This window comes from Vibrio sp. 10N.261.46.A3, assembly GCF_041472995.1.
GTDB classification, from domain to species: Bacteria; Pseudomonadota; Gammaproteobacteria; order Enterobacterales; family Vibrionaceae; genus Vibrio; species Vibrio coralliirubri.
The window spans coordinates 22026-42244 of the sequence record NZ_JBFRRH010000046.1; the positions used below are offsets into that span (position 1 = coordinate 22026).

The following is a 20219-nucleotide window of genomic DNA, read 5'->3' on the forward strand; positions in this document are numbered from 1 at the left end:
ATAGTATTTAGATGGTGAGAATAAGGACTAAAACGGTGTCTATTTAATCGTACATAAGTAATTGATTGGCGCCTTTGTGTATTAATCGACTTATTGGACGCTTCTTTTAGGGCTTAGCGTACATTTTCGTTCCATTGGACCTCAAATCCCGTAGATAGATCTTCCCGTTTTTAGAAAACTGCGTAATTAGGAACCTAATTACGCAGTTTTAGCTTTTTATACATAAATTTCTGTAAGCAAAAACATCAGGCAACAGCCTGATGATAAGAGGGCTCTGCCATGTCTTTATCAGAATTTGCGACAGGACTGTTAGACAGATATTTTGAATACAAGTGATTTAAGTATACTTAAATCAAAGTGACATTGTGAGTTATGCTTGGTTTAACATAATGGGCGTTGTCCGCACCTAACGTAAGCTAACCCTTTTAGCTAGCGCTATTTCTCCTTAACTCAAGTTGCCATGCAAAAAGTAATTTATGAACTGCTAATTTAAGTAGATGCTCTAAATGATTTTTGTCCAATTTCGTGCTAGTAGATACCAGAATCTTCCGTGATTGCTAAGTTCGATGAAGGGATAAAGCCTTCAAATCAACCTAAGTATGTTTTGAAATGTGATTAAAAAGGCTGAATCAATCAACTGATCAGCCTCTATCGATTTATTCCATTAAAGGTAGCGGCTTCTTAAATGATCTTTGAAGTATTGCGCATTCAAGGTTTCGCCCGTTGCGCCTTTCACCAAGTCATCGGTGGTCAGCAGGCTGCCTTTACTCCAAATATTCGATTCCAACCAAGTGAAGATAGGGGATAGGTCGCCACTTTCAATCACAGAGTTCACATCGACAGTTTTCTTCATTGAAGCCATGAACTGAGCCGCGTACATCGCACCTAATGTGTAAGATGGGAAGTAACCGAATGCGCCATCTGTCCAGTGGATATCTTGCATACAACCGTTTGTGAAGTTGCCTTGAGTGCTTAAGCCAAGGTATGACTGCATCTTGGTATTCCATAACTCTGGAACGTCGGTGTGTTTGATCTTTCCGTTGATCAAGTCACGCTCAATTTCGTAACGTAAGATAACGTGTGCAGGGTAGGTGAGTTCATCAGCGTCGACACGGATGAAGTCTTTCTTCACACGCGTGTAGATCTTCTGGAAGTTCTCTTTCTCAAACTCTGAGCCTGAGAATTGCTGACCCGCCAAGTTTGCCAAGTGCCCGATGAACGGGTCGCTGCGGCCAACTTGCATCTCGAAGAACAAAGATTGAGATTCATGAATGCCCATAGAACGAGCTTCGCCCGCTGGTTGTCCTGCTAGGTGTTTTGGTAAGCCTTGTTCGTAACGTGCGTGGCCTGTTTCATGCACAATTCCCATTAAGCTTTGAACGAATTCTGCTTCGTCATAGCGCGTTGTGATACGTACGTCTGAAGGTACGCCACCACAGAATGGGTGAACACTTTCATCCAATCGGCCGTGTTCGAAATCGAACTGAAGCAACTTCATGACTTCTAAACCAAGTGTTTTCTGTTTCTCGGTCGAATAGATGCCAGATGGTGCGTTAAATTGCTCGCTCGATTGCTTTTCGATGACTTCGTCAATCAGGTTTGGTAGCCAGGTTTTAACGTCTGCAAACAAGATATCAAGCGAAGCAGAGCTGGTACCCGGTTCATAGATATCCAGCATGGCATCATAAGGCGTTAGGTTCGCTGCATCGGCGCGGATCTGCGCTTCTTCACGAGACAGCTCAACCACTTCACGCCAGTTCTTTTCGAATCCAACCCAGTCGTTGTTACCACGTTGGCTGCGCCATGCATGTTCACATTTTGAACCCGCTAGAGATTTCGCTTCCACCAGTTTTTCTGGAAGTAGGTTAGCTTGTTGCCATTGGCGTTTAATTTCACGTAGAGACGATTGTTGATCGTTGCTCAGTGCTTCGTTTTCGGCGTCTGCAATCCAGTCACCAAGCTGTGGTTGCGTCATCAACCCGTGAATATGAACCGAAAGCTCGGCCATCGCTTCACTACGCGCTTGGTTACCACCGGCAGGCATCATTGAAGCTTGGTCCCAACCACAAATAGAGGCTAGGTGTTGAAAGCGTGAACATTTTTGAGAGTGTTCGACTAGTTTTTTGAATGCGCTCATTTGACTACTCTTAATTTGGTTTCTTTAAATGATCCTTAGCGCTGCGTCAGCGTTAAGGTTCATCTCTCGTGTACTTTGATTATGGCTCTGCTTTTTAAAGACGCTGACTTTCGGAGTCGAAGATATAGCGAGAAAAGCATGAGGCGGTACGATGCCTTGAATTTACTATTTCTTAACAAATTAAACTGTTCTATTGTGCACAAAATCAGTGAGTTGTATAGCTGGTAGCAATTGTTGCTTGCGAATTGTTCAGATACACGGTATTGATAATAGATCGCTGAACAAGAATGACAATGATATGGATATTTTGAACTTTGAGGCATTTCTAATTGCCATCACTATTTTAACGCTAACGCCGGGCTTAGATACGGCTTTGGTGATTCGTAATACTAGCCGCTCTGGCTTAGCTGACGGTTGTATGACGAGCTTTGGTATTTGTAGCGGCTTGTATGTACACGCGTTTTTCTCTGCTGTGGGTATTTCTGCAATCCTCGCCCAATCCGCTGAACTCTTTCAAGCCGTTAAGATGGTGGGTGCGGTTTACCTCATCTGGCTTGGCTTAAGCAGTTTACGAGCTTTGATGAAAAACGGTGGCGGTTTGAAGGTCGGAGAACAAGCTCAGCAGGCTTACAGTGCAAAGCGTTCTTTGCGTGAAGGCTTTCTGTCTAACGTTCTTAACCCCAAAACGGCAGTTTTCTATCTGGCCTTTCTACCTCAATTTGTAAACCCTGAAGGTTCACCTTTATTGCAATCTATGTTGATGGCTTCGGTCCACTTTATGATTGCGATGGTATGGCAATGTGGTTTGGCTGGCGCTCTTAATTCCGCTAAAAACTTGCTCAAGAACGCGAGTTTTATGAAGTGGATGGAAGGCGTGACGGGCATGGTGCTGGTGGGACTGGGTGTTAAGCTTCTGATGGAAGAGCCTGTGTAGTTCACCGTTTCCAGTTGAACATGAATATATGAAAGCCCACGATGTGTCGTGGGCTTTGTGCTTTATTACTGGTAGATCTTTGCACCGATCTTATTCAACAGCGCAGTTATTCAACGACGCTAATGTTCATCTCTGCACCTTCGAAACCTAAGTCACTCAACTCATCAGCATTGAAGTTGGTGGTAACTTCGATGTCGCCAATGCGCTCAGTAGATTCGTTGACGGAATCAGTACTTCTTTTGCTGCGTAGATTGTTGGCAATCGGTGTTGCTTGGCCAATTTCAATGGTGCCTGCAAATTGAGAGTCTGCGTAGAAATCACCCGATACGTAAGAGTGGAAGGGACGTAAGCTTCCACCTGTTGCGTATTGCATGCTAGATAAGCCCGCTTCTTTAATTGCCCAGCCCCAGTCCCACCATTTGGTTTCACCTGGAATGTATCGGTGATCCCATTGGTAGCGAATGTCAGCAGATTTATCACTGCCGCGACCCATAGTGAAGGTGTGGGTTTTGTAAGGGCGATTGTCTGGATGTGTATGCCATGCGTTGCCACCCCAACGTAGGAAGCCGTTAAACTCAACATCGTAGCTAATGTCGGCGTTGAATCGATACGGGTAGGAGATGCTTGAACGATACAGCTCGACTCGAATCGGAAGCTCTGAGTTTGCTGGAACCATTGGGCGCGCTTGAAGTGTTACTTGCTCGCTAGTGGAGCCACCATTGGATTTAGAGAAGCTTTGGTTGGCTTCGAACTTAATGGTGAGCTTAGTTTCGCCAACAAGAGGCCACTTAAACGTATTCTCTGTTTGAACACTTTGTGAGAATCCGTAGCTGTTCGTTTTCGACCAGTTTGTTGATTCATCTACTTTCAGGTCGACAACCACTTGTTGCGCGATATTACTGTTGTTTCTTGCTGTCGCGTAAACGGTCTTCACTAGTTGACGGTCAGATTCAACAACATCGCCATGCCAAAAATTGTCGTCGTTAACGGTGTAGGCAAAGTTGTCGACGGTGATTTTGGTTTTCTCCCCACAGCGATAACCACTACAAGAACCACCATTGTTTCCTTGTATCACCCAGCTGTCGCCAGAGCGGTTGATCGTCATGTCTTCACCCACGTACTGACTATTATTGCCGCCAACCCATGCGTAACCAAGGTTGTGAGCTAAATAGCTTAACGGACGAACAAAGTCGTTACGGTTATTGACCAACTCGTATTGAACATCCAACTCGCTGCCTTCTGGAACCGATTTAGCAGAGTAGTTTGGAATTTCAGACTGGTCATTGTTCGGATAGCAGAACGTTTTGCCGTTGGTTGTGTCTTGTTTAATAAGGCCGTTGTATCCCGGGCCCATTATCACCCAGTTTCCTTTTAAGCCTGTGATCTGCCAAGTGCCCATTCTAGCCAGTAAAGCACTCTTTTGCTCTTCCGCTTCAAAACGGTCTAACGGGCGATAGCCAGAGCGACATACATCGTCACCAAGTTGGTCATGGACTATTTGGTCTGGGTAAATTTTTGCGTTTACGCCAGTAGATAGAACAGACAACACTGCGGTTGCTAAGAGACTTCTGTTTATTCGGATCATTAACAATTCCCTCATTTGTAGTTTTTCTATTTTGATAATGTTTTTTGTGCCGTGCAGTTAACAAGACAAGTTCACTTTTTCATGTTGATAAATAGATAGATACTGAAAAGGGTTGAATTAAATTACCTCGTAAATTCAATGGTTTGTATTGTCATTAGTGTTTTTACGGTGAAAGAGTATGCAACTAAACGTAAATTGTTTGATGGGGCTCAAACCGTTTTTAGAAAAATGAAGGCCTATTATTCTGGCTTAGACGTCAAAATTATTTGACGTTATTTTTTAGCACTTGTATGAATGGTTAATTAGAAGAACAGATATAACCATTCACAATGCTCGTGGTTTTAAGGTGGGCAGGTAGTGAGTGACCAAGAGTAAAAATCTAACTTGAATATCTTGATTTGCTATCTGGTTTAAAATGCAAACACTTAAAGTAAGGAAGATGGTAATAATTTCATTACTGATAGAATAATGAAAATAACCATCCGTTTTTTATGTGTAATATAGGAAAAACTTGCTACTTGATAATAGGGCACTTGTTGCTAGTGGTTAAACTATCTCTAATTATCGTTTGGCCAGAAGTTGCGTTCGGCCTGTATTACACGTTTTAATGATGGCGAATAAATCATTCGAACTTAAGATATCAATCTTTACCGTTAATGGGTCATTGTTGATTAACAGGTAAGGCGACAATCGGCTGTCATTCATTGTTTTATTTATTTTTTGCACAGAGACTAAGTCGATGGTGCCAGAAATAGAAAAGAAAAGTGATTGAGAAGGGCGGGCTGTTCCCCTGAATCGCAGAACAAGTGGGTCGGGCATGTTGTCATCTTGAACGGACATCAAGTGCAGCACCTTGTTGTTACTTATTTTCGTTAATCCGTCGGTACGTAATACATTGTCATTCACTATTAGGTCCACCACGCTATGTTGGTAGCGATGCTCTTCTTTTGGTTGGGGCGACGGGGTACTCCATATGCCAACCAATAAAACGAATGCAGAAATGAGCGCAACGATTGGCATCATAATTGACCTCTTTCTAGGAATAACGCCAGTTCGGTACTGGCTTGATCTAGTTGGGTTGGCGCGTAAAAGATGTTGACGGACTGGCGTGTGGCTTTGTTGAGAATAGAGAGCTCTGAATATTCCGCTTCTTCGCTAATGTACGCCACACAATCACATTGATATTGATAGAGAATGCTTTCTAGCTCTGGCGTCATCGCCATTTCAGGGGCTTGGAAAACTTGTATTTGACCTATCCATTGCTCACTGAGCCGGTTAACGGGGTTGATATCGCTGAGGTTTCTTTCATTAACCTTAGTAAAAGCCAATAACGCTGATGCCAACAGCAAGCAGCCAGTGGTGAAGTAGCACAACTTGTTTCGGTTTTCAGCAGTAGGAAAGTAAGCCGACGAACTTTGTTTAGGGTTAAGCTTAGATTCGACTGCAACTGCTGCACCGATAGCAATACCGTTATTGCCGACGGGTATTAGGTTACTCGCAGCAGCAAGGGGAGTTGTGGCTGCATTATTGATGGGCGAGTCGATCACCACGCACTCATCGATAAGGCGATAGCCCACCTTAGGAACGGTGACGATTGGGGTTTCTTTGATGCCTAATCTAACGAACCCTTGGCGCAGTAAACTTATACTTTTCGCTAATGACGTATCCCCTATGAACTCGTTTCCCCAAGCGAAGCTAATAATATCTTGTTTGTTAACAATATCGGGGGAGTTCTTGTGTAATAACTCCAGGACCCGAGTTTCACGGTATCCTACTTTAATAGAACGTTCGTCGTTATAAATACGGTTTTTAATCGGGTCGAATCTGATCATATAGCCAACGTTTTATTTTTATTATAATTCTCTCTACAATGTAGATGACTATAAACTGACTAATATATGAATTAAAGTCACATGTTTTATTCTTCGGTTTTTTTGTGTTGTTGAAACAAGAAGAAATTTAATATGTTTGTGACAAAGTACCTGACACCAACGCACAATCTGTTAAATATAAGTAATATCTAATTAAGTGTTGGTTTTATTAGTGTCCTTTTTAGTACTCTTCTATTCGCTTTATTAAATCGCATAGTAGTCGATTTAATATTCTTGTTATTTATAAGGGCATATGTTCTGCATAATAATTGAAGACGTTTCGCTATGTGATGAAAATAAAAAAGCCCGCAGTTGAGTGCGGGCTTGGTATTCAATCAATTCAGGTTACGCTTTAACTGCTTCACAATCTTTTGAAGAAGTTAACGGTTTGAAGAATAGCTTGGTTTCTTCGATAACAACGTGGCGCAGCAAGATAAGCCCGATTAGGTTCGGAATTGCCATTAGGCCGTTTACGATGTCGGCTATTATCCAGATCATGTCGAGCTTTAAGAATGCACCAGAAGCCACCAAGGCGATGAAGATGATCTTGTAAGGTAATACTGCTTTGGTACCTAGCAAGAACACAACACAGCGCTCACCGTAGTAGTTCCAACCTAAAATTGTTGTAAACGCAAAGAAGATTAAGCCAACAGAAACCAACATAGGGCCAAGGGTGTCTGCATTCAAACCAACGGCGAATGCATGAGTGGTCATCGCAGCACCTGAAAGGTCAGTCTGCCAAGCACCCGTTAAGATAAGCGCCAAGCCTGTCATCGTACAGATGATGATGGTGTCAAAGAAGGTACCTGTCATAGAGACAAGTCCTTGTTTCACACATGAGTCTGTTTTAGCCGCTGCTGCAGCCATTGGTGCACTACCTAGGCCAGATTCGTTCGAGAACACACCACGAGCGATACCTGATTGGATAGCAAGCATGATGCTCGCGCCAAAGAAACCACCGGTTGCTGCTGTGTTGGTAAACGCAGAAGTCACAACAAGGGTGATGGCATTCAGTAGTTGGTCTGCATTTGAAATCAGAACGCTTAAACACGCGACGACGTACATAACCGCCATAGTAGGAACAACTTTACCTGCGACTTTAGCGATAGATTGGATACCACCAAGGGTTACCACCGCCACTAATATCGTAAGAACGACAGCAGACATCTCACGAGAAGCGCCAAATGAGATTTGAGTTGCGTCTAAGATAGCGTTGACTTGTGGGAAGGTACCGATACCGAAGCAAGCAACGCCGAGCGCGAAGACAGCGAACATTACCGCCAAGATTCGTGAGCCGACACCGTATTGCAGGTAGTACATTGGGCCGCCAACCATTTCGCCATTGCTATCGGTTCTGCGGTATTTAACGGAGAGTAGACATTCTGCGTATTTGGTCGCCATACCAAATACAGCGGCAAGCCACATCCAGAATAGGGCACCAGGGCCACCAATCTTGATTGCGGTCGCTACACCAACGATGTTACCTGTACCAATGGTTGCTGAAAGTGCAGTACACAAAGCGGCGAAACTCGATATGTCACCCGTACCAGATTTGTCTTTGCTGAACACCATTTTCAGTGCAGTTGGGAGGTGTCTAAACTGGAGTAAGCCTAAGCGAAAAGTAAAGTAGATACCTGTCCCCACTAGCAGAATAAGCAGTGGTGGTCCCCAAACGAATTGGTTGATGGTTTGTAGTGTAGCTTGTAGGTGGTTCATAGATTCCCCTTAATAAATATAAAATTTAAGGAGAAGAGGGAAGGCAGTGCAGATCTCAGGGATCGGGAGCACTACTTAATACATACGGATTTCTAGATAGAATTCTTTTGTTAATTAAGGCTGTTGCTTTCCACTCCTCTGTCCTTTTGCCTGAGAGTTTCACTTAGCGAATCACTTATAGATAAGTAACGGGCACTAAGCTTGCTCCTTCGGCGACCGATCTAACGGTTCTCTCCAGAGGTTCCTCCAACGACAGTCCTCACTTTTCTGGATTTCTCCAGCATAAAGCACCTGAAAGATTTACTTCTTCGGCGGGTCAATCTAACTAAATGTTAATATTTAGTTAAAAACCACTCTCCTGCAGTCTTCATCGGAACAATTACCTAAATAATTAGGTAATCTGTAGGCGTATCCTAGATCATATAAAATGTGATGTCAGCTACAAAATATCTGTTTGCACAAATGTTGTTCAACTAAATGATCAAACAACGAGTCTCTGACGTAACTTGCTTATTTAAATGGTATAAAATAGAGAAACAAGGAGGAGTTATGACTCGACTAATAGCGATTGTTTTTTTATTGGCTTTGGCATTTGTACTATTTCGTTACCGGACAAACGAAAAACTGCAAAAATGGGTAGTGATAGTTATCGTTAGCAGCTTCCTTTTGTATACTGCCAGCTTGATGATTTCGGAGTTAACTCGTTAAACCTGCCTGTAAACAGGTGGGATGAATGTGTTAGCAGAGCTTAAGTGCTTCTGGCTTGAGCGATAGGTTTAACTGAGCCTGCACTATCAGTATTGGCATTCGTGCCAGTGACCGCGTAACGTTAAACAAATTTTTGGGAGTACCCGCTAGTGAACCAGCAATCTGGACAAAGCGAACAAGATGAAGTGGTTGTTATTGAAGAACGCGATAAGCGCAGTCAGCTCTATATCGGCATCGCTGCGGTTATAGGTTTAGCACTGGGTGGCTTAATTGGTTCTACAGTTACTGCTTCTAAGTGGGAGTCCACTTATCAGGTACTCGAAACTCGTTATCAAGAACTGCATGACAGCAGAGCACAGTTGATGACATCCGTTGAAACTAAAGTGGCAAAAGTTGATACCGAAATCGATGCGAAAGTAGAAGCCGCTCTAGTGAAACAAACGGAAGAGCATCAAAAAGAGCTCCAGGAATTAGCGAAGCAGTCTTCGGTTTTAGAGAAGGCGAACTACTCGTTAGAGCAACAGCTAAATGAACAGAAGCAAACGTTAGAGCAAACTCAGCAAGACAACCAGAAACTTAATCGTCAAGCTGACATGCAATCGACGTTGTTTGAGCGTTCGCGTGAAGTTTTCCGAAAAGAATTACAGATTTCTCAAGAACTTGAAAAACTTGAGAAAGAAAGAGATCAACTCGAGCAGAACCTTGGCTCTCTTAAGAAAGCGTGTGATGTTTACTTAGATGGCACATCATGGGATGCGAAATCTGACGCGTGTGAGAAGCAAGATAACGCTAACTCTCGACTGAGCGATATCAGACAAATGATTGAAGTGCACACCATGGACCTCAAGCAGATCAAAACGCTCACTGAAGAGATGGGGTTATAAGCTACAGGCTCTAACCAACCCAAAGGTAGTTTTACAGTAAATATTGAAACGCCCACATCACACACGTGATGTGGGCGTTTTGCGTTTTCTCGGGAGCATAGATCCGGTGCTTTCTCATTATTGATTATTTAAGTGTTTTCATTGTTTACTTAGATATTTGTGAATAGTTACGTATATCCACAATGATATGTCACTTGTTGTCTATTAAATGACTTTGCATACATATTTTCAGATCAGAGTCGCTGCATAATAGTGTTGTTCAGGATGAACACGCAGTCGATTGCTCACTCGCATTTGGCTGCTTTGACGACAAGGGATGGAGTGATGCCAGAGTATCTTTGTGAGAACTGCACCATAGCTTATTGTTTCGATGATTGTCGCTCTCCATTAGCGCAAAAAGAGATGATCGAAGTAGAGGAGTTGGTTCGTCGTGTCGAGGTTGAACACGATGATGAAAAGAGTGAAAAGGGCGAAAATAGTGAGCAGGGCATTGAAGATAGCAACTTGCCTAATCATTCAGACATAAAAAATCCCCACAAGCCAAGCTGGTAGGGATTTTGGAAAAGTTGCAATCCTGTTCTCGCTTTCTCACGCAAAGGGTCTTACAAAAATTTTTAGAACAGTTTCGTTTTTAGAGCTGTATCGTTTCTTAGAATCCAGTTAGCTATTAGAGCAAAACCTCATTCCACTCAACGTTATTTCTCATACGTTTTGATTTCGCCTGATTTCACACGAGCAACAAACGATTGGAGTTCTTTCTTCACAACTGGCATCAAGAAGTACAGACCAAGAATGTTGAAGATAGACATCGCAAAGATAGCTGCATCAGAGAAGTCGATTACCGCACCAAATTGAATCGTGGCACCAATAACAACAAACACACAGAACATCACTTTGAAAATCAGCTCCGTTGTTTTGCCTTCACCAAATAGGTAAGTCCAAGCTTTAAGACCGTAGTACGACCAAGAGATCATGGTAGAAAACGCAAACATGATTACCGCGAGAGCGAGTGTGTATTTGAATACTTCTGCCGTTTCAGTAAAAGATGCTGCCGTTAGCGTTACACCCGTTAAACCAGAACCATCGAATGGACCTACGTTTAAACCAGCGATAGTGATAACCAATGCGGTCATTGTACAAATGATTACCGTATCAACGAACGGTTCTAATAGTGATACTAGACCTTCGGTGATTGGCTCTTTTGTTTTAACCGCTGAGTGAGCAATAGCTGCTGAACCTACACCTGCTTCGTTCGAGAACGTTGCACGTTTCAAGCCTTGAATTAACGCACCAATAAATCCACCAACAACACCTTCACCAGTAAATGCACCTGTAAAGATTGCGCTGAACGCAGGGCCAACTTGATCAAGGTTAGAACCGATAACAATCAGAGCCATACCGATATACAGAGCAGCCATCCAAGGAACAACTTTTTCCGTTACCGATGCGATAGAAGGCATACCACCAACAATCACAGAGAAAACTAAAGAGGCAAGTACAAGGCCAGTGATCACACCGTATTCACTTGGTACATCAAATGCGTAAGTTAACATGGCGTGTGCTTGGTTAGCTTGGAACATGTTACCGCCGCCCAATGCGCCCAAAATACACATTAATGCGAAACCAATAGCGAGCACTTTGCCTAGTCCGCCTAAACCTCTTTCACCCAGACCTTGGCTTAGGTAGTACATTGGACCACCCGAAACAACACCTGAAGGTAGGATAGTTCGGTATTTCACACCTAAAGTACACTCACAGAACTTAGAAGCCATACCCAGAAGGCCACACAAGATCATCCAGAATGTCGCGCCAGGGCCACCAATCGCAAGTGCCGCACCCACACCGGCAATGTTACCAAGCCCGACAGTACCAGAAAGCGCTGTTGTTAACGCTTGAAAGTGAGAAACCTCGCCGTCCTCTTTAGAGTTAGGATCGGTATACTTACCTTTGATAATGTCTATCGCCATGCCGACACGTTTAAATTGAACAAAGCCAAAATAAACAGTGAAGATGATCGCAGCGAGCAAGAGCCAGCCAACAATCACGGGGAAGTTAGCTTCACCAATCGGTACACTTTTAAATATCAGCCCAACGAACCAACCTGTGTATTCGTTGAAAAACCCATCAACACTTTGACTTAAGTTGCTGATAGTTTGGTTAAATGATCCTTCTTCTGCAAATGCACTGGAACTAAACAATAATATAAACCCAAAAAATAATTCACGTATGTTTTTCATGGTTTTCCCTGTCTTTTTAATAAATTATGTTTGTTGCTGTTGTGTTTGTTTTCTATTTGATTTGTATATTTCAGCGGTATATCTACTTCATTCGACGGCAACATAAACGGCTGTAGCTAGGTCGAAAAACGAAATAAATATAAGTACTGATCTTGCTTTATATGGATATCCTTTTGGTATGTGCACCAATAAGACTATGGTATTCGGGATGCCAAGCCCTACTGATAATCCTATACATAAAAATAATGCCAACAAAGAAATTTTTACAATAAATTTACAATTGTTCGGGTTTTGTCATCATTTGGGAATAAGTCGATGCTTTTTTTGCTGAGAAAAGCATATGCAGCAGCTGTTATAGAGGCGAATGAAGGAGAATTCAGAGTGATGGGCTGTCGGGACATAGGGGGGACATAGAGGGAACGTAGGAGAATTCGAGTATTCGATATGTTTTGGCGGTGTTTAAACATTCGAAGGCTAAAGGTGTGTTCGGATCTGAGGATATTAAAAAAGCCCTTTATCAGAGCTTTTTTTGATGACCGGAAAGCATGAATACTTTCCGCTAGAACATAAAACTAAACGGCTCGATGACTATTGCTATTGCCAACTGTGCCTTTACTGGATTTGTGGTAGAGCTTAAGTGCCAATAACGAACCCCACAATAAAACCTGTCCCCATAGTAATGTCCATTGAGACGCCACCTCTTGCCAAGATGCACCCATCTGATTAAGTGCTAAGAAACCTTGGATAGCCGGTGTGCTTGGGAACAGCTGTGATAATAGAACTAACCATTCAGGTATCATTTCAACTGGCCAGATAAAACCTGAAGAGAAGATCAGTGGCATTGAACTGATTAACACTACAACCGTGACTAGCTCTCTTCGTGGCACTAACTCACCAATAAAAATCCCGATCAAACAGCTGGCCAGTAAGAAGGGCAGAAGTAAGGTTAAGATCTGTGTTGTTGAGGCGAGCTGGTTTATCCCATACATCGAAAAGCTAGCGCCGAAGTAGTACATCGACAACAAGTAATAAATGCCGACTAAGGTACAACAGCGGGCAAGCATCAGTTTCGCTGGAGAGGTCTTACTCCAGTAGCCAAATGTCGATTGAGCGTTTTGGGTTGCACCTACTAAACCAGAAGCCATGGCTAAGGTTTGTTGCAGGATCAACACAAAGACGGCTGGAACCACGTAATCGATGTATCCCATGCGACTATTAAACGTTGGTTTCAGGTTCAAGCTGAATGCACTGTAGCCTTTGGCTGCCGATTCTAAAGGCACACCTTCGACTAACAAATGGCTGACCTTAACTTGCGCAGCTAACGTACCACCGGCCTTGGCAAGCCCTTCAATAATGGTTCCGTAGACCAAGAAGTAAGAAGCATCACCAGCGTAAGAAAGTGTCGGGCTCTTACCGAGCAGCAAGTCTTTATAGAAGTCTTCTGGAATGACAAGGAAGCCGCCAATCTCTTGGTTAAGCACGGCTTGTTTTGCATCGGCGATGGTGGAGTCTCGACGGACCAATTCGATTTGAGAGGTGGCATCCACCATTCGCTCTAATTGGTAGCTGCTTTGACTCTTATCCAAGTTCACAACCGAAGCTTTCAGTTGTTGAGGAACTTGGTTCGCGTAAGGCAATGGATACAAGAATGAATAGAAGACCACACCACCAAATACTGTAAGAAGCACGACAGGGTTGCGCAGTACCGCTAAGAGTTCTTGCTTGAGCAGTTGAGTAAAGCTCATCGTTTTACTCCTTGTTCTGCTTCTTGTGCATCTTGTGCTTTAGCTGAGAGTGATGCTTGCGCTAGATGTTTCTTAATTAACAACATAACCACCAATGCAGGAACCGCATACCACAACATAGAAGAGAGGCTGATCAGCGACTGTGCTGCGTTCACACCATAACTAGACTGCGCCGTTTGTACTTCGATGTAATGACTCACGGGCAATAAGCTTCTCCAAATTTGAGCTGCCGTGTTCATGTCTGTTACTGGAAAGGTAATACCCATGAACGCAAAACTTGGTGCCGTAAATGCGCCAGCGAAACTCATCGCCCTTGCAGGATCAAGTGTTAAGAAGAAAAACAAACAACCCATGATGATACAGCTGATGACGGTAAGCAGTTGGGCAATGGTCAATGTCACAAAGCTGCCGTTAAATGGCCAGTCTAAGAGCACATAGAACCAAAAGCTAAACGCGATACCAAACATCAAAAACAAGACAAGGTAGGGCGTTAATGTTGATGCGAGTGACTTCATAGGGGCATTGGATAACCAAGCGTGAAGGCCACGAGCTCTGACGTTTGCCGTCAAAACCAATATCGTGCCCACCACAATCATGATTTGCCATAGTGCAGGAATAACCGCAGACACCAAGAACTGAGCATAACTGGTGTTCTTGTTGAACAGCGGCGTGATCTGGCTTTGCACTGTTACTGCTTGGCCTAATGCGGATTGCACCGTGGTATCACCGTGTGACAGCTGTTTCACGACTTCAAGTTGCGCGTTAAAAGTCCCTTGAGCCTGCAGCAACGCAGAGTTCACCAGCTTACCGATTAAGATAAATTGGCTGTTATAGAATACAGACACTTGCGGATTCAAGCCGAGCAGAAGGTCTCGGTCGAAGTGTCTTGGTATCACAACATAACCATAGATATCGCGTTCGATCATCGCTTTCGCCGCATCACTCGCAGAGCTGTATTTCTGAGTGACTTGCAGCGTTGGTGATGCATCAACAAGACGTGTGAACTGTTGCGAGATTTGACTGTGCTCAAGGTCAACCACTGCGACCGGTAAGTCACGAGCGATCCCTTGTGAAAAAATCAGCCAGATACTGGCAGCAAGCAGCAAAGGAATCCAAGTTAGGCAAGACAACAACCATTTGTCTTTGCGGACAATCGCCCACTGCCTAAGCAAGGTATTCTTCGTTCTATGATGCTCAGTTGATTGCGCGCCTCTAGATTGCGAGCCAGTATATTGAGAGTTAGCAGACATAAGTCACCTAAAGCTCAACCACTAGGCTCATGCCCATACGCAGTGTTTCGCTCGTATCGACAGGGTGCGCTTCTACTTCAAAAGTACGTAAGTCAAAGCCTTGTGCTGCGTCTGTTGAGCGCCAAGTTGCGAAATCACCCATTACGGCGATGTGAGTCACTTGGAAAGTTAATGATTTATCCAGAGCCGGTAGGTACGCCTCAAACTGGCTGCCTTTCTCGAAATGCTTAAGCATGTCTTCACGAACATTGAGCACAGCCCAAGCATCCTTGGTGTCGATAACAGTTACAACAGGGAAGCCTTGTGGTGCCAGTTCACCGCTGCTTAATAGCACCTGAGAGACTTCGCCATTAAACCAGCTGTGGATCTGTGTGTCTTTTGCGTAAGCTTCAACTTCCGCTACCGCACCCGCTGCCATTAACGCTTTTTGAGCGGCGGCCACTTTGGTTTCGTCACGAGCACCTTCTTGCGCTAATTGATACATTTGGAACGCAGCGCTTTCGGTGTACTTCGCCGCTTGCCACTGTGTTTTGGCTTCATCACGCTTCTGTTCGGCAACCACACCATCGTTGTAAAGGTTGTTTACACGTTGGTAGGTTTTGTCCATCAGGTCGGCAGCTGCTTTGGCTTTTAACCACTGGTCTTTAGCGGCTTGGATCTGTTGAGTACGCGCGCCATTTTCTGCTTCTTGTGCTAATGCACCAGCGGCTTTCTGACCAGCTTTTGCTTGTTCTAGCTTCGCATCAATCTCAGGGCTTAGTAGAGAGAAGATCAATTCGCCTTTTTCAACTGAGTCACCTTTACGCACGAATATTTCATCAATTCTGCCAGGTACTTTCGATGAGATGCTGTATTGCTGCGCATCGATTTGACCTTGAAGCTTAACCGGCTGAGGTTGATAAGCTTGATAGAAACTGTATCCGACCCAGGCAATAACGCCGATACCAACTAAAGATAGAAGAAGGGGCTTAATAGGTTTCATGAATTATCCTTTTGACTGGCTAACGGTGTCTGTTTTTGAGTCGAAATCAGACGGAACAGAAGAGGTTAAGTAACTTGAGTAAGCATTCATTTCGCTGGTTAGCGCTAACAGCTTGTTGAGAGAGATTAGGTATTTGAAGCGAGCAGCAGATTGCTGGGTTTTAATGCTCGCAAGATAAAGCTCTGCATCAACCACTTCTAATGAGTTAGAGAGCCCTTGTGTGAAGGCTTTTTTACGAAGTAATAGATTTTCCTGAGCCAAAGACAAGCTTGAGTTTAGGCCTTGAACCTCTTCAATCGCTTGGTTTGCTTCAAGGTAAGTTTTTTGTACCAATACGGTTAAGTCTTGCTTGGCTTGTGACTTAAGGAATTGAACCTGTGATACGGCACTGTGAGCGGCGGCGACTTTGTCTGAACGGCCTGAAGTGTCAAGCAGTGGCACATTCACACCGATGCCAACCAGCCAATCGGGTTTCATTTCACTGGCTAAAGAGTCATCTTCATACAGGCTGTAATCACCATAAAGATAAACTTCTGGGTAGTATTTACCTTTCTCGGCTTTAATTAAGCTGCTTGCTTGTTTCTCTTTTGCATCAAGAATCTTAAGGCCGGGATAGGTCATGAGTGTCTGGTCAATGAACACGTCCATATGAGGCAGGTTCTTATTGATAAACAGTTGTTCAGAGGGTTCTACACTTTCACTTTGACCAAGGATCTGAGTCAGCGCCAATTGAGCAATTTTAAGATCGTTCTGAGCTTTCGCGCGTTCAACAATGGCTTTATCTAAGGAAGCATCGGCTTGTAGACGTTCTACTCGGGCGATTTGTCCTTGCTGTTCAAGCTTGATGGCGAAATCACGGTGCTGAGTTAAGCCTGCTTCAACGGCTTGACGCGTTCTCACGACGTCTTCCGCTAAGATCACCGAGAAGTAATACTTACTTAAGTCTTCGTAGCGAGCTTGTTTCTCCATCAACAGTTGGCTTTGCGCTTCTTCGCTTTTACCTTCAGCTGCTGTTTGTGCTGCGGTAATTCGACCACCTGTAAAAATGGGCCACACTGCGCGAATGGAAGAGCTGAAGATATCTTGTTCGGTAATGGTAGAGGTAACGCCACCTAATATGGGCTGAAGAATCCCGCCAATAGCCCCCAAATTTGGTACGCCACTCAAACTGTTTGAAAACTGTTCACCATTGATGGTTACGTCACTATCAAGATGCGTGTAGTTAGCCCCTAGGGTAATAGAAGGAAGGTTGAGGCTACTTGTTGAGTTCTGAAGGTGTTGATAACGTTCAACGTTGGCTTGTTGAGCCGCAAGTGAGTTGTTGTTTTCTTGCAATATTTGCCACGCTTCAGAAAAAGTGAGCGGAGCTGCATAGCCTGGCGAAGCCATAGTGCCGAGAAGCATACTGGCGATCGCAAGGTATCGGAATTTTGGTTTGGTCATCTGCATTAAATACCAATTAGAGTATTAACTCTAATGTTAACAGGGCGATAGTCATTTGTCTTGAATAGATTGTCTCATATGAATAGAAATTCTCATAACTCGTTAATCAAGTGTAAATAAGATTGAGTGACGTGAATATCAAAGATAAATGAAACTTAAAAAGCACGCATAAGCGTGCTCTTTAAGTTCAGTATAGAAGTGTTTTTACAAAATGAAGTGGCTTATTTAAAGCTAGGACAATGGTGATCGGCGCGCCATACCAATTGTCTTGAACCTTGCATTGTTTGTAATAAATCTCTACCTGACATTTGCGGGAATGCTAACAATACCTTGAGATCGAGAGGGGAGGTGCCATCTTTCTCATAGGCTCTTACGTGAGTAAAAGTCGATTGTAAGTGTTTGAACAGCATAGTCTTAGTAAGACAAATTCCAAAGTTATCGCGTTTCATTGCCTTGTTTCCTTTTCAACAATGTTTATACGTTATGTTTGTTATCCTGTTTCTATTGGACGTTGCCACTGATCGATACTTCCTGCTCATCAATGTTTTATTATTGGGCGCTGATTTGATCAGGCGCCTCTGAGTTGTCATGTTGGCCGATAGTGTAAATAAGGATGTGTGAATGAGGTTAGATAGATAACCTGTTTGTTCAGCAACCGTAGCGGCGAGCGTGCAACTTTTAGTTATAGATACGTCCAGCGAACGAAGGGTTGTTGCCATTTTGTTAATCGAAATTTCGATTTAAAGCACGGTCTGAAAATCATGACTATGGCTTAGCAACAATAAACTTCTTCATATGCAACTATTATAATTGTATTTATTTTAAACAACCTAAAAAACACCTAAAAGCTTAGTGATCTAGCTCAATATTTATTCGTTTATTTTGGTTTTTAAGCTAATCCGTTCTAAAAATGAACGATTAATCGAAATGAACAACGTAAAGGATTATCAATTAACAATCTGCTCAATTATTTAGTTGAGTAGCAGTCACAAATTCACGTCCCTAGAAAGGTCATGCGATTAACTTGGTGTTAACATTGATCGTCTAACACTAGGGACGGTGGAATATGAAATGGAGCAGTATCAGTTTCCGTAAAAGGTTACTGATTATCATGACGGTCACTGGCCTCGTCGAACTTTTGATTCTTGCAGCGGCTGGTTTTTACTACATCAAACAATCTCAAGAACAAGAGATGGGTTTGAAAGCGTTAGGTGTTGCTGAATTTCTATCTGAATCGCCACTTGTCACCAGCATTATTCAAGAAAATGGAACGTTGGACCCTAATGGCGTTCCCTACGTTTTGTCTGAAGAAACCCAAGTTAAGTTTCGTAACCTTACCCAGCTCATTGGCGCGGCGTTTATCGTTGTGGGAGATGATAAAGGTATCCGCCTGATTCACCCTTATGATGACAGGCTCGGTAAACCCATGCGTGGTGGCGATAACCAAAAAGCATTGGTATTGGGCGAGTCTTATGTGTCGACGGCCAAAGGGTCGCTTGGTTTCTCAGTTCGTGGTAAATCCGCGGTAAAAGACACCCAAGGGACCATTATTGGGGTGGTGTCAGTTGGTTACTTATTGGATTCTTTACAAGATCGAATCGAACCTTACTTAGCCTTTTTGATTGTGATGGCGTTGCTGGTGGTTGCGGTCAACGCTTTGATTTCGAGTTATGTATCCCGTCGTTTTCAACGCGCTATTTTAGGCTTTGAGCCTGAAGAGATAGGCCGGTTGTATGTTGAGTTAGACGTAACTATGAGTACCGTGAAAGAGGGCATTCTGAGCATTGATAAGCACGGTATTTTACGTTCTATTAATAAGAGTGCCTGCGATATTTTATCGATAGACAGGGATAAAGCACTCAATCAACAGCGCCTTTCTGATGTATTGCCAGGCAGTGATTTAGAACAACTACTATCAACCGGCGACACAGACCACGATGTTGAGTTGTATTTAAACAATAAGCGAATCATTGCTAACCGAAGCCCGATTATAGTGGCAGGTGAAGTGGTCGGGGCGGTATCGAGTTTCCGATTACGCGATGAAATCAACGATTTAACCGACCAGCTCTCACAAACCAAAGAGTATGCAGATCTACTGCGTTCACAAACCCATGAGCATCAAAACAAGCTCAACACCATTAGCGGCTTGATCCAGATGGGCGAGCTGGATTCAGTCCAGCAACTGATTGGTCAAGAAACCGCGCACTATCAAAGCTTGATCGAGTTCTTGCGTGAAACCGTTAAAGACCCACTCATTGCAGGTATGCTCCTTGGGAAAACGGAGCGCGCGCGAGAAATTGGTTTAGAGCTTAAAGTTGAAGAAGGCTCAAGGCTTGAAGCACTGCCTAGCTGGTTAAACGCGGATGACGTTGTCACAATTCTTGGCAACCTGATTGATAACGCCTTTGATGCCACGATGACGGCGATTAAGCACGAGGGTAAAATTGCGCCAGCGCGTCGGGTTATTGAAGTTTCAATCAGTGATTTTGGTAATGAAATTATCGTAGAAGTAGAAGACAAAGGGTGCGGTTTGCCGAAAGAGTTGGCGACCAAAGCGCTCACCGAAAAAGGCGTATCGAGCAAAGCGAAGCAAAATCGTGGTGTGGGTTTGTATCTGATAAAGCAGCTGGCAGACCGATATCAAGGGCAGCTTGAAATGGTCGACAACCACGATTTTGGCACGCGAATGACGGTTTATCTGCCAAAAGAAGAACAATAATAATTAAG

Annotated in this window: 15 protein-coding genes and 1 riboswitch; of the genes, 4 read left to right on the forward strand and 11 right to left on the reverse strand. The window is 43.6% G+C overall.

Annotated elements, in window-relative coordinates:
• Positions 1-664: 664 nt before the first annotated feature.
• Positions 665-2137 carry a carboxypeptidase M32 gene (locus AB4484_RS12145; protein WP_372078383.1) on the reverse strand — a complete coding sequence of 491 codons (1473 nt, stop codon included), beginning with the start codon at positions 2135-2137 and terminating at the stop codon, positions 665-667.
• A gap of 298 nt (positions 2138-2435) precedes the next feature.
• Between AB4484_RS12145 and AB4484_RS12150 the strand changes: the two genes are divergently transcribed.
• Positions 2436-3071 carry a LysE family translocator gene (locus AB4484_RS12150; protein ID WP_017058961.1) on the forward strand — a complete coding sequence of 212 codons (636 nt, stop codon included), beginning with the start codon at positions 2436-2438 and terminating at the stop codon, positions 3069-3071.
• A gap of 106 nt (positions 3072-3177) precedes the next feature.
• On the opposite strand, the gene AB4484_RS12155 is transcribed toward AB4484_RS12150, so the two are convergent.
• From AB4484_RS12155 to AB4484_RS12170, 4 genes are all read right to left on the reverse strand, one after another.
• Positions 3178-4656 carry an aerolysin family beta-barrel pore-forming toxin gene (locus AB4484_RS12155; RefSeq protein WP_372078385.1) on the reverse strand — a complete coding sequence of 493 codons (1479 nt, stop codon included), beginning with the start codon at positions 4654-4656 and terminating at the stop codon, positions 3178-3180.
• Positions 4657-5217: 561 nt separating this feature from the next.
• The gene (locus tag AB4484_RS12160) at positions 5218-5679 is read right to left on the reverse strand and encodes a hypothetical protein (RefSeq protein WP_372078387.1); all 462 of its coding nucleotides are present in this window, start codon (positions 5677-5679) and stop codon (positions 5218-5220) included.
• Positions 5676-6488 carry a transcriptional regulator gene (locus AB4484_RS12165; protein ID WP_372078389.1) on the reverse strand — a complete coding sequence of 271 codons (813 nt, stop codon included), beginning with the start codon at positions 6486-6488 and terminating at the stop codon, positions 5676-5678. Before AB4484_RS12165 ends, AB4484_RS12160 begins: the two co-directional genes overlap by 4 nt.
• Positions 6489-6872: 384 nt before the next feature.
• A complete protein-coding gene (locus tag AB4484_RS12170) occupies positions 6873-8243 on the reverse strand; it encodes an alanine/glycine:cation symporter family protein (RefSeq protein ID WP_372078391.1) in 1371 nt (456 codons plus the stop codon).
• A 128-nt stretch (positions 8244-8371) separates the two neighbouring features.
• Positions 8372-8491, reverse strand: a riboswitch (glycine riboswitch).
• Positions 8492-9100: 609 nt separating this feature from the next.
• On the opposite strand from AB4484_RS12170, the gene AB4484_RS12175 reads away from it, so the two are divergent.
• A complete protein-coding gene (locus AB4484_RS12175; RefSeq protein WP_048606944.1) occupies positions 9101-9835 on the forward strand; it encodes a chromosome partitioning protein ParA in 735 nt (244 codons plus the stop codon).
• Between the two features lie 324 nt (positions 9836-10159).
• Entirely contained in the window at positions 10160-10387 is a 228-nt protein-coding gene (locus tag AB4484_RS12180; RefSeq protein WP_372078393.1) for a hypothetical protein, read from the forward strand.
• Positions 10388-10530: 143 nt separating this feature from the next.
• Here AB4484_RS12180 and AB4484_RS12185 read toward each other — a convergent pair whose 3' ends face one another.
• The 6 genes from AB4484_RS12185 to AB4484_RS12210 form a co-directional block, all read right to left on the reverse strand.
• Positions 10531-12072, reverse strand: a complete 1542-nt coding sequence (locus AB4484_RS12185) for an alanine/glycine:cation symporter family protein (RefSeq protein ID WP_333912790.1) — start codon at positions 12070-12072, stop codon at positions 10531-10533.
• A 572-nt stretch (positions 12073-12644) separates the two neighbouring features.
• Positions 12645-13817 carry an ABC transporter permease gene (locus AB4484_RS12190; protein WP_372078395.1) on the reverse strand — a complete coding sequence of 391 codons (1173 nt, stop codon included), beginning with the start codon at positions 13815-13817 and terminating at the stop codon, positions 12645-12647.
• Positions 13814-15067, reverse strand: a complete 1254-nt coding sequence (locus AB4484_RS12195) for an ABC transporter permease (RefSeq protein ID WP_372078397.1) — start codon at positions 15065-15067, stop codon at positions 13814-13816. Before AB4484_RS12195 ends, AB4484_RS12190 begins: the two co-directional genes overlap by 4 nt.
• Before the next feature lie 7 nt (positions 15068-15074).
• Positions 15075-16049 (reverse strand): HlyD family secretion protein, encoded by a 975-nt coding sequence (locus AB4484_RS12200; protein WP_372078399.1) that lies wholly within the window; start codon positions 16047-16049, stop codon positions 15075-15077.
• 3 nt (positions 16050-16052) lie between these two features.
• The gene (locus tag AB4484_RS12205; protein WP_372078401.1) at positions 16053-17498 is read right to left on the reverse strand and encodes a TolC family protein; all 1446 of its coding nucleotides are present in this window, start codon (positions 17496-17498) and stop codon (positions 16053-16055) included.
• 215 nt (positions 17499-17713) lie between these two features.
• Positions 17714-17941 carry a hypothetical protein gene (locus AB4484_RS12210; protein WP_009846577.1) on the reverse strand — a complete coding sequence of 76 codons (228 nt, stop codon included), beginning with the start codon at positions 17939-17941 and terminating at the stop codon, positions 17714-17716.
• 617 nt (positions 17942-18558) lie between these two features.
• On the opposite strand from AB4484_RS12210, the gene AB4484_RS12215 reads away from it, so the two are divergent.
• Entirely contained in the window at positions 18559-20211 is a 1653-nt protein-coding gene (locus tag AB4484_RS12215) for an ATP-binding protein (protein WP_372078403.1), read from the forward strand.
• The last annotated feature ends 8 nt before the right edge of the window (positions 20212-20219 follow it).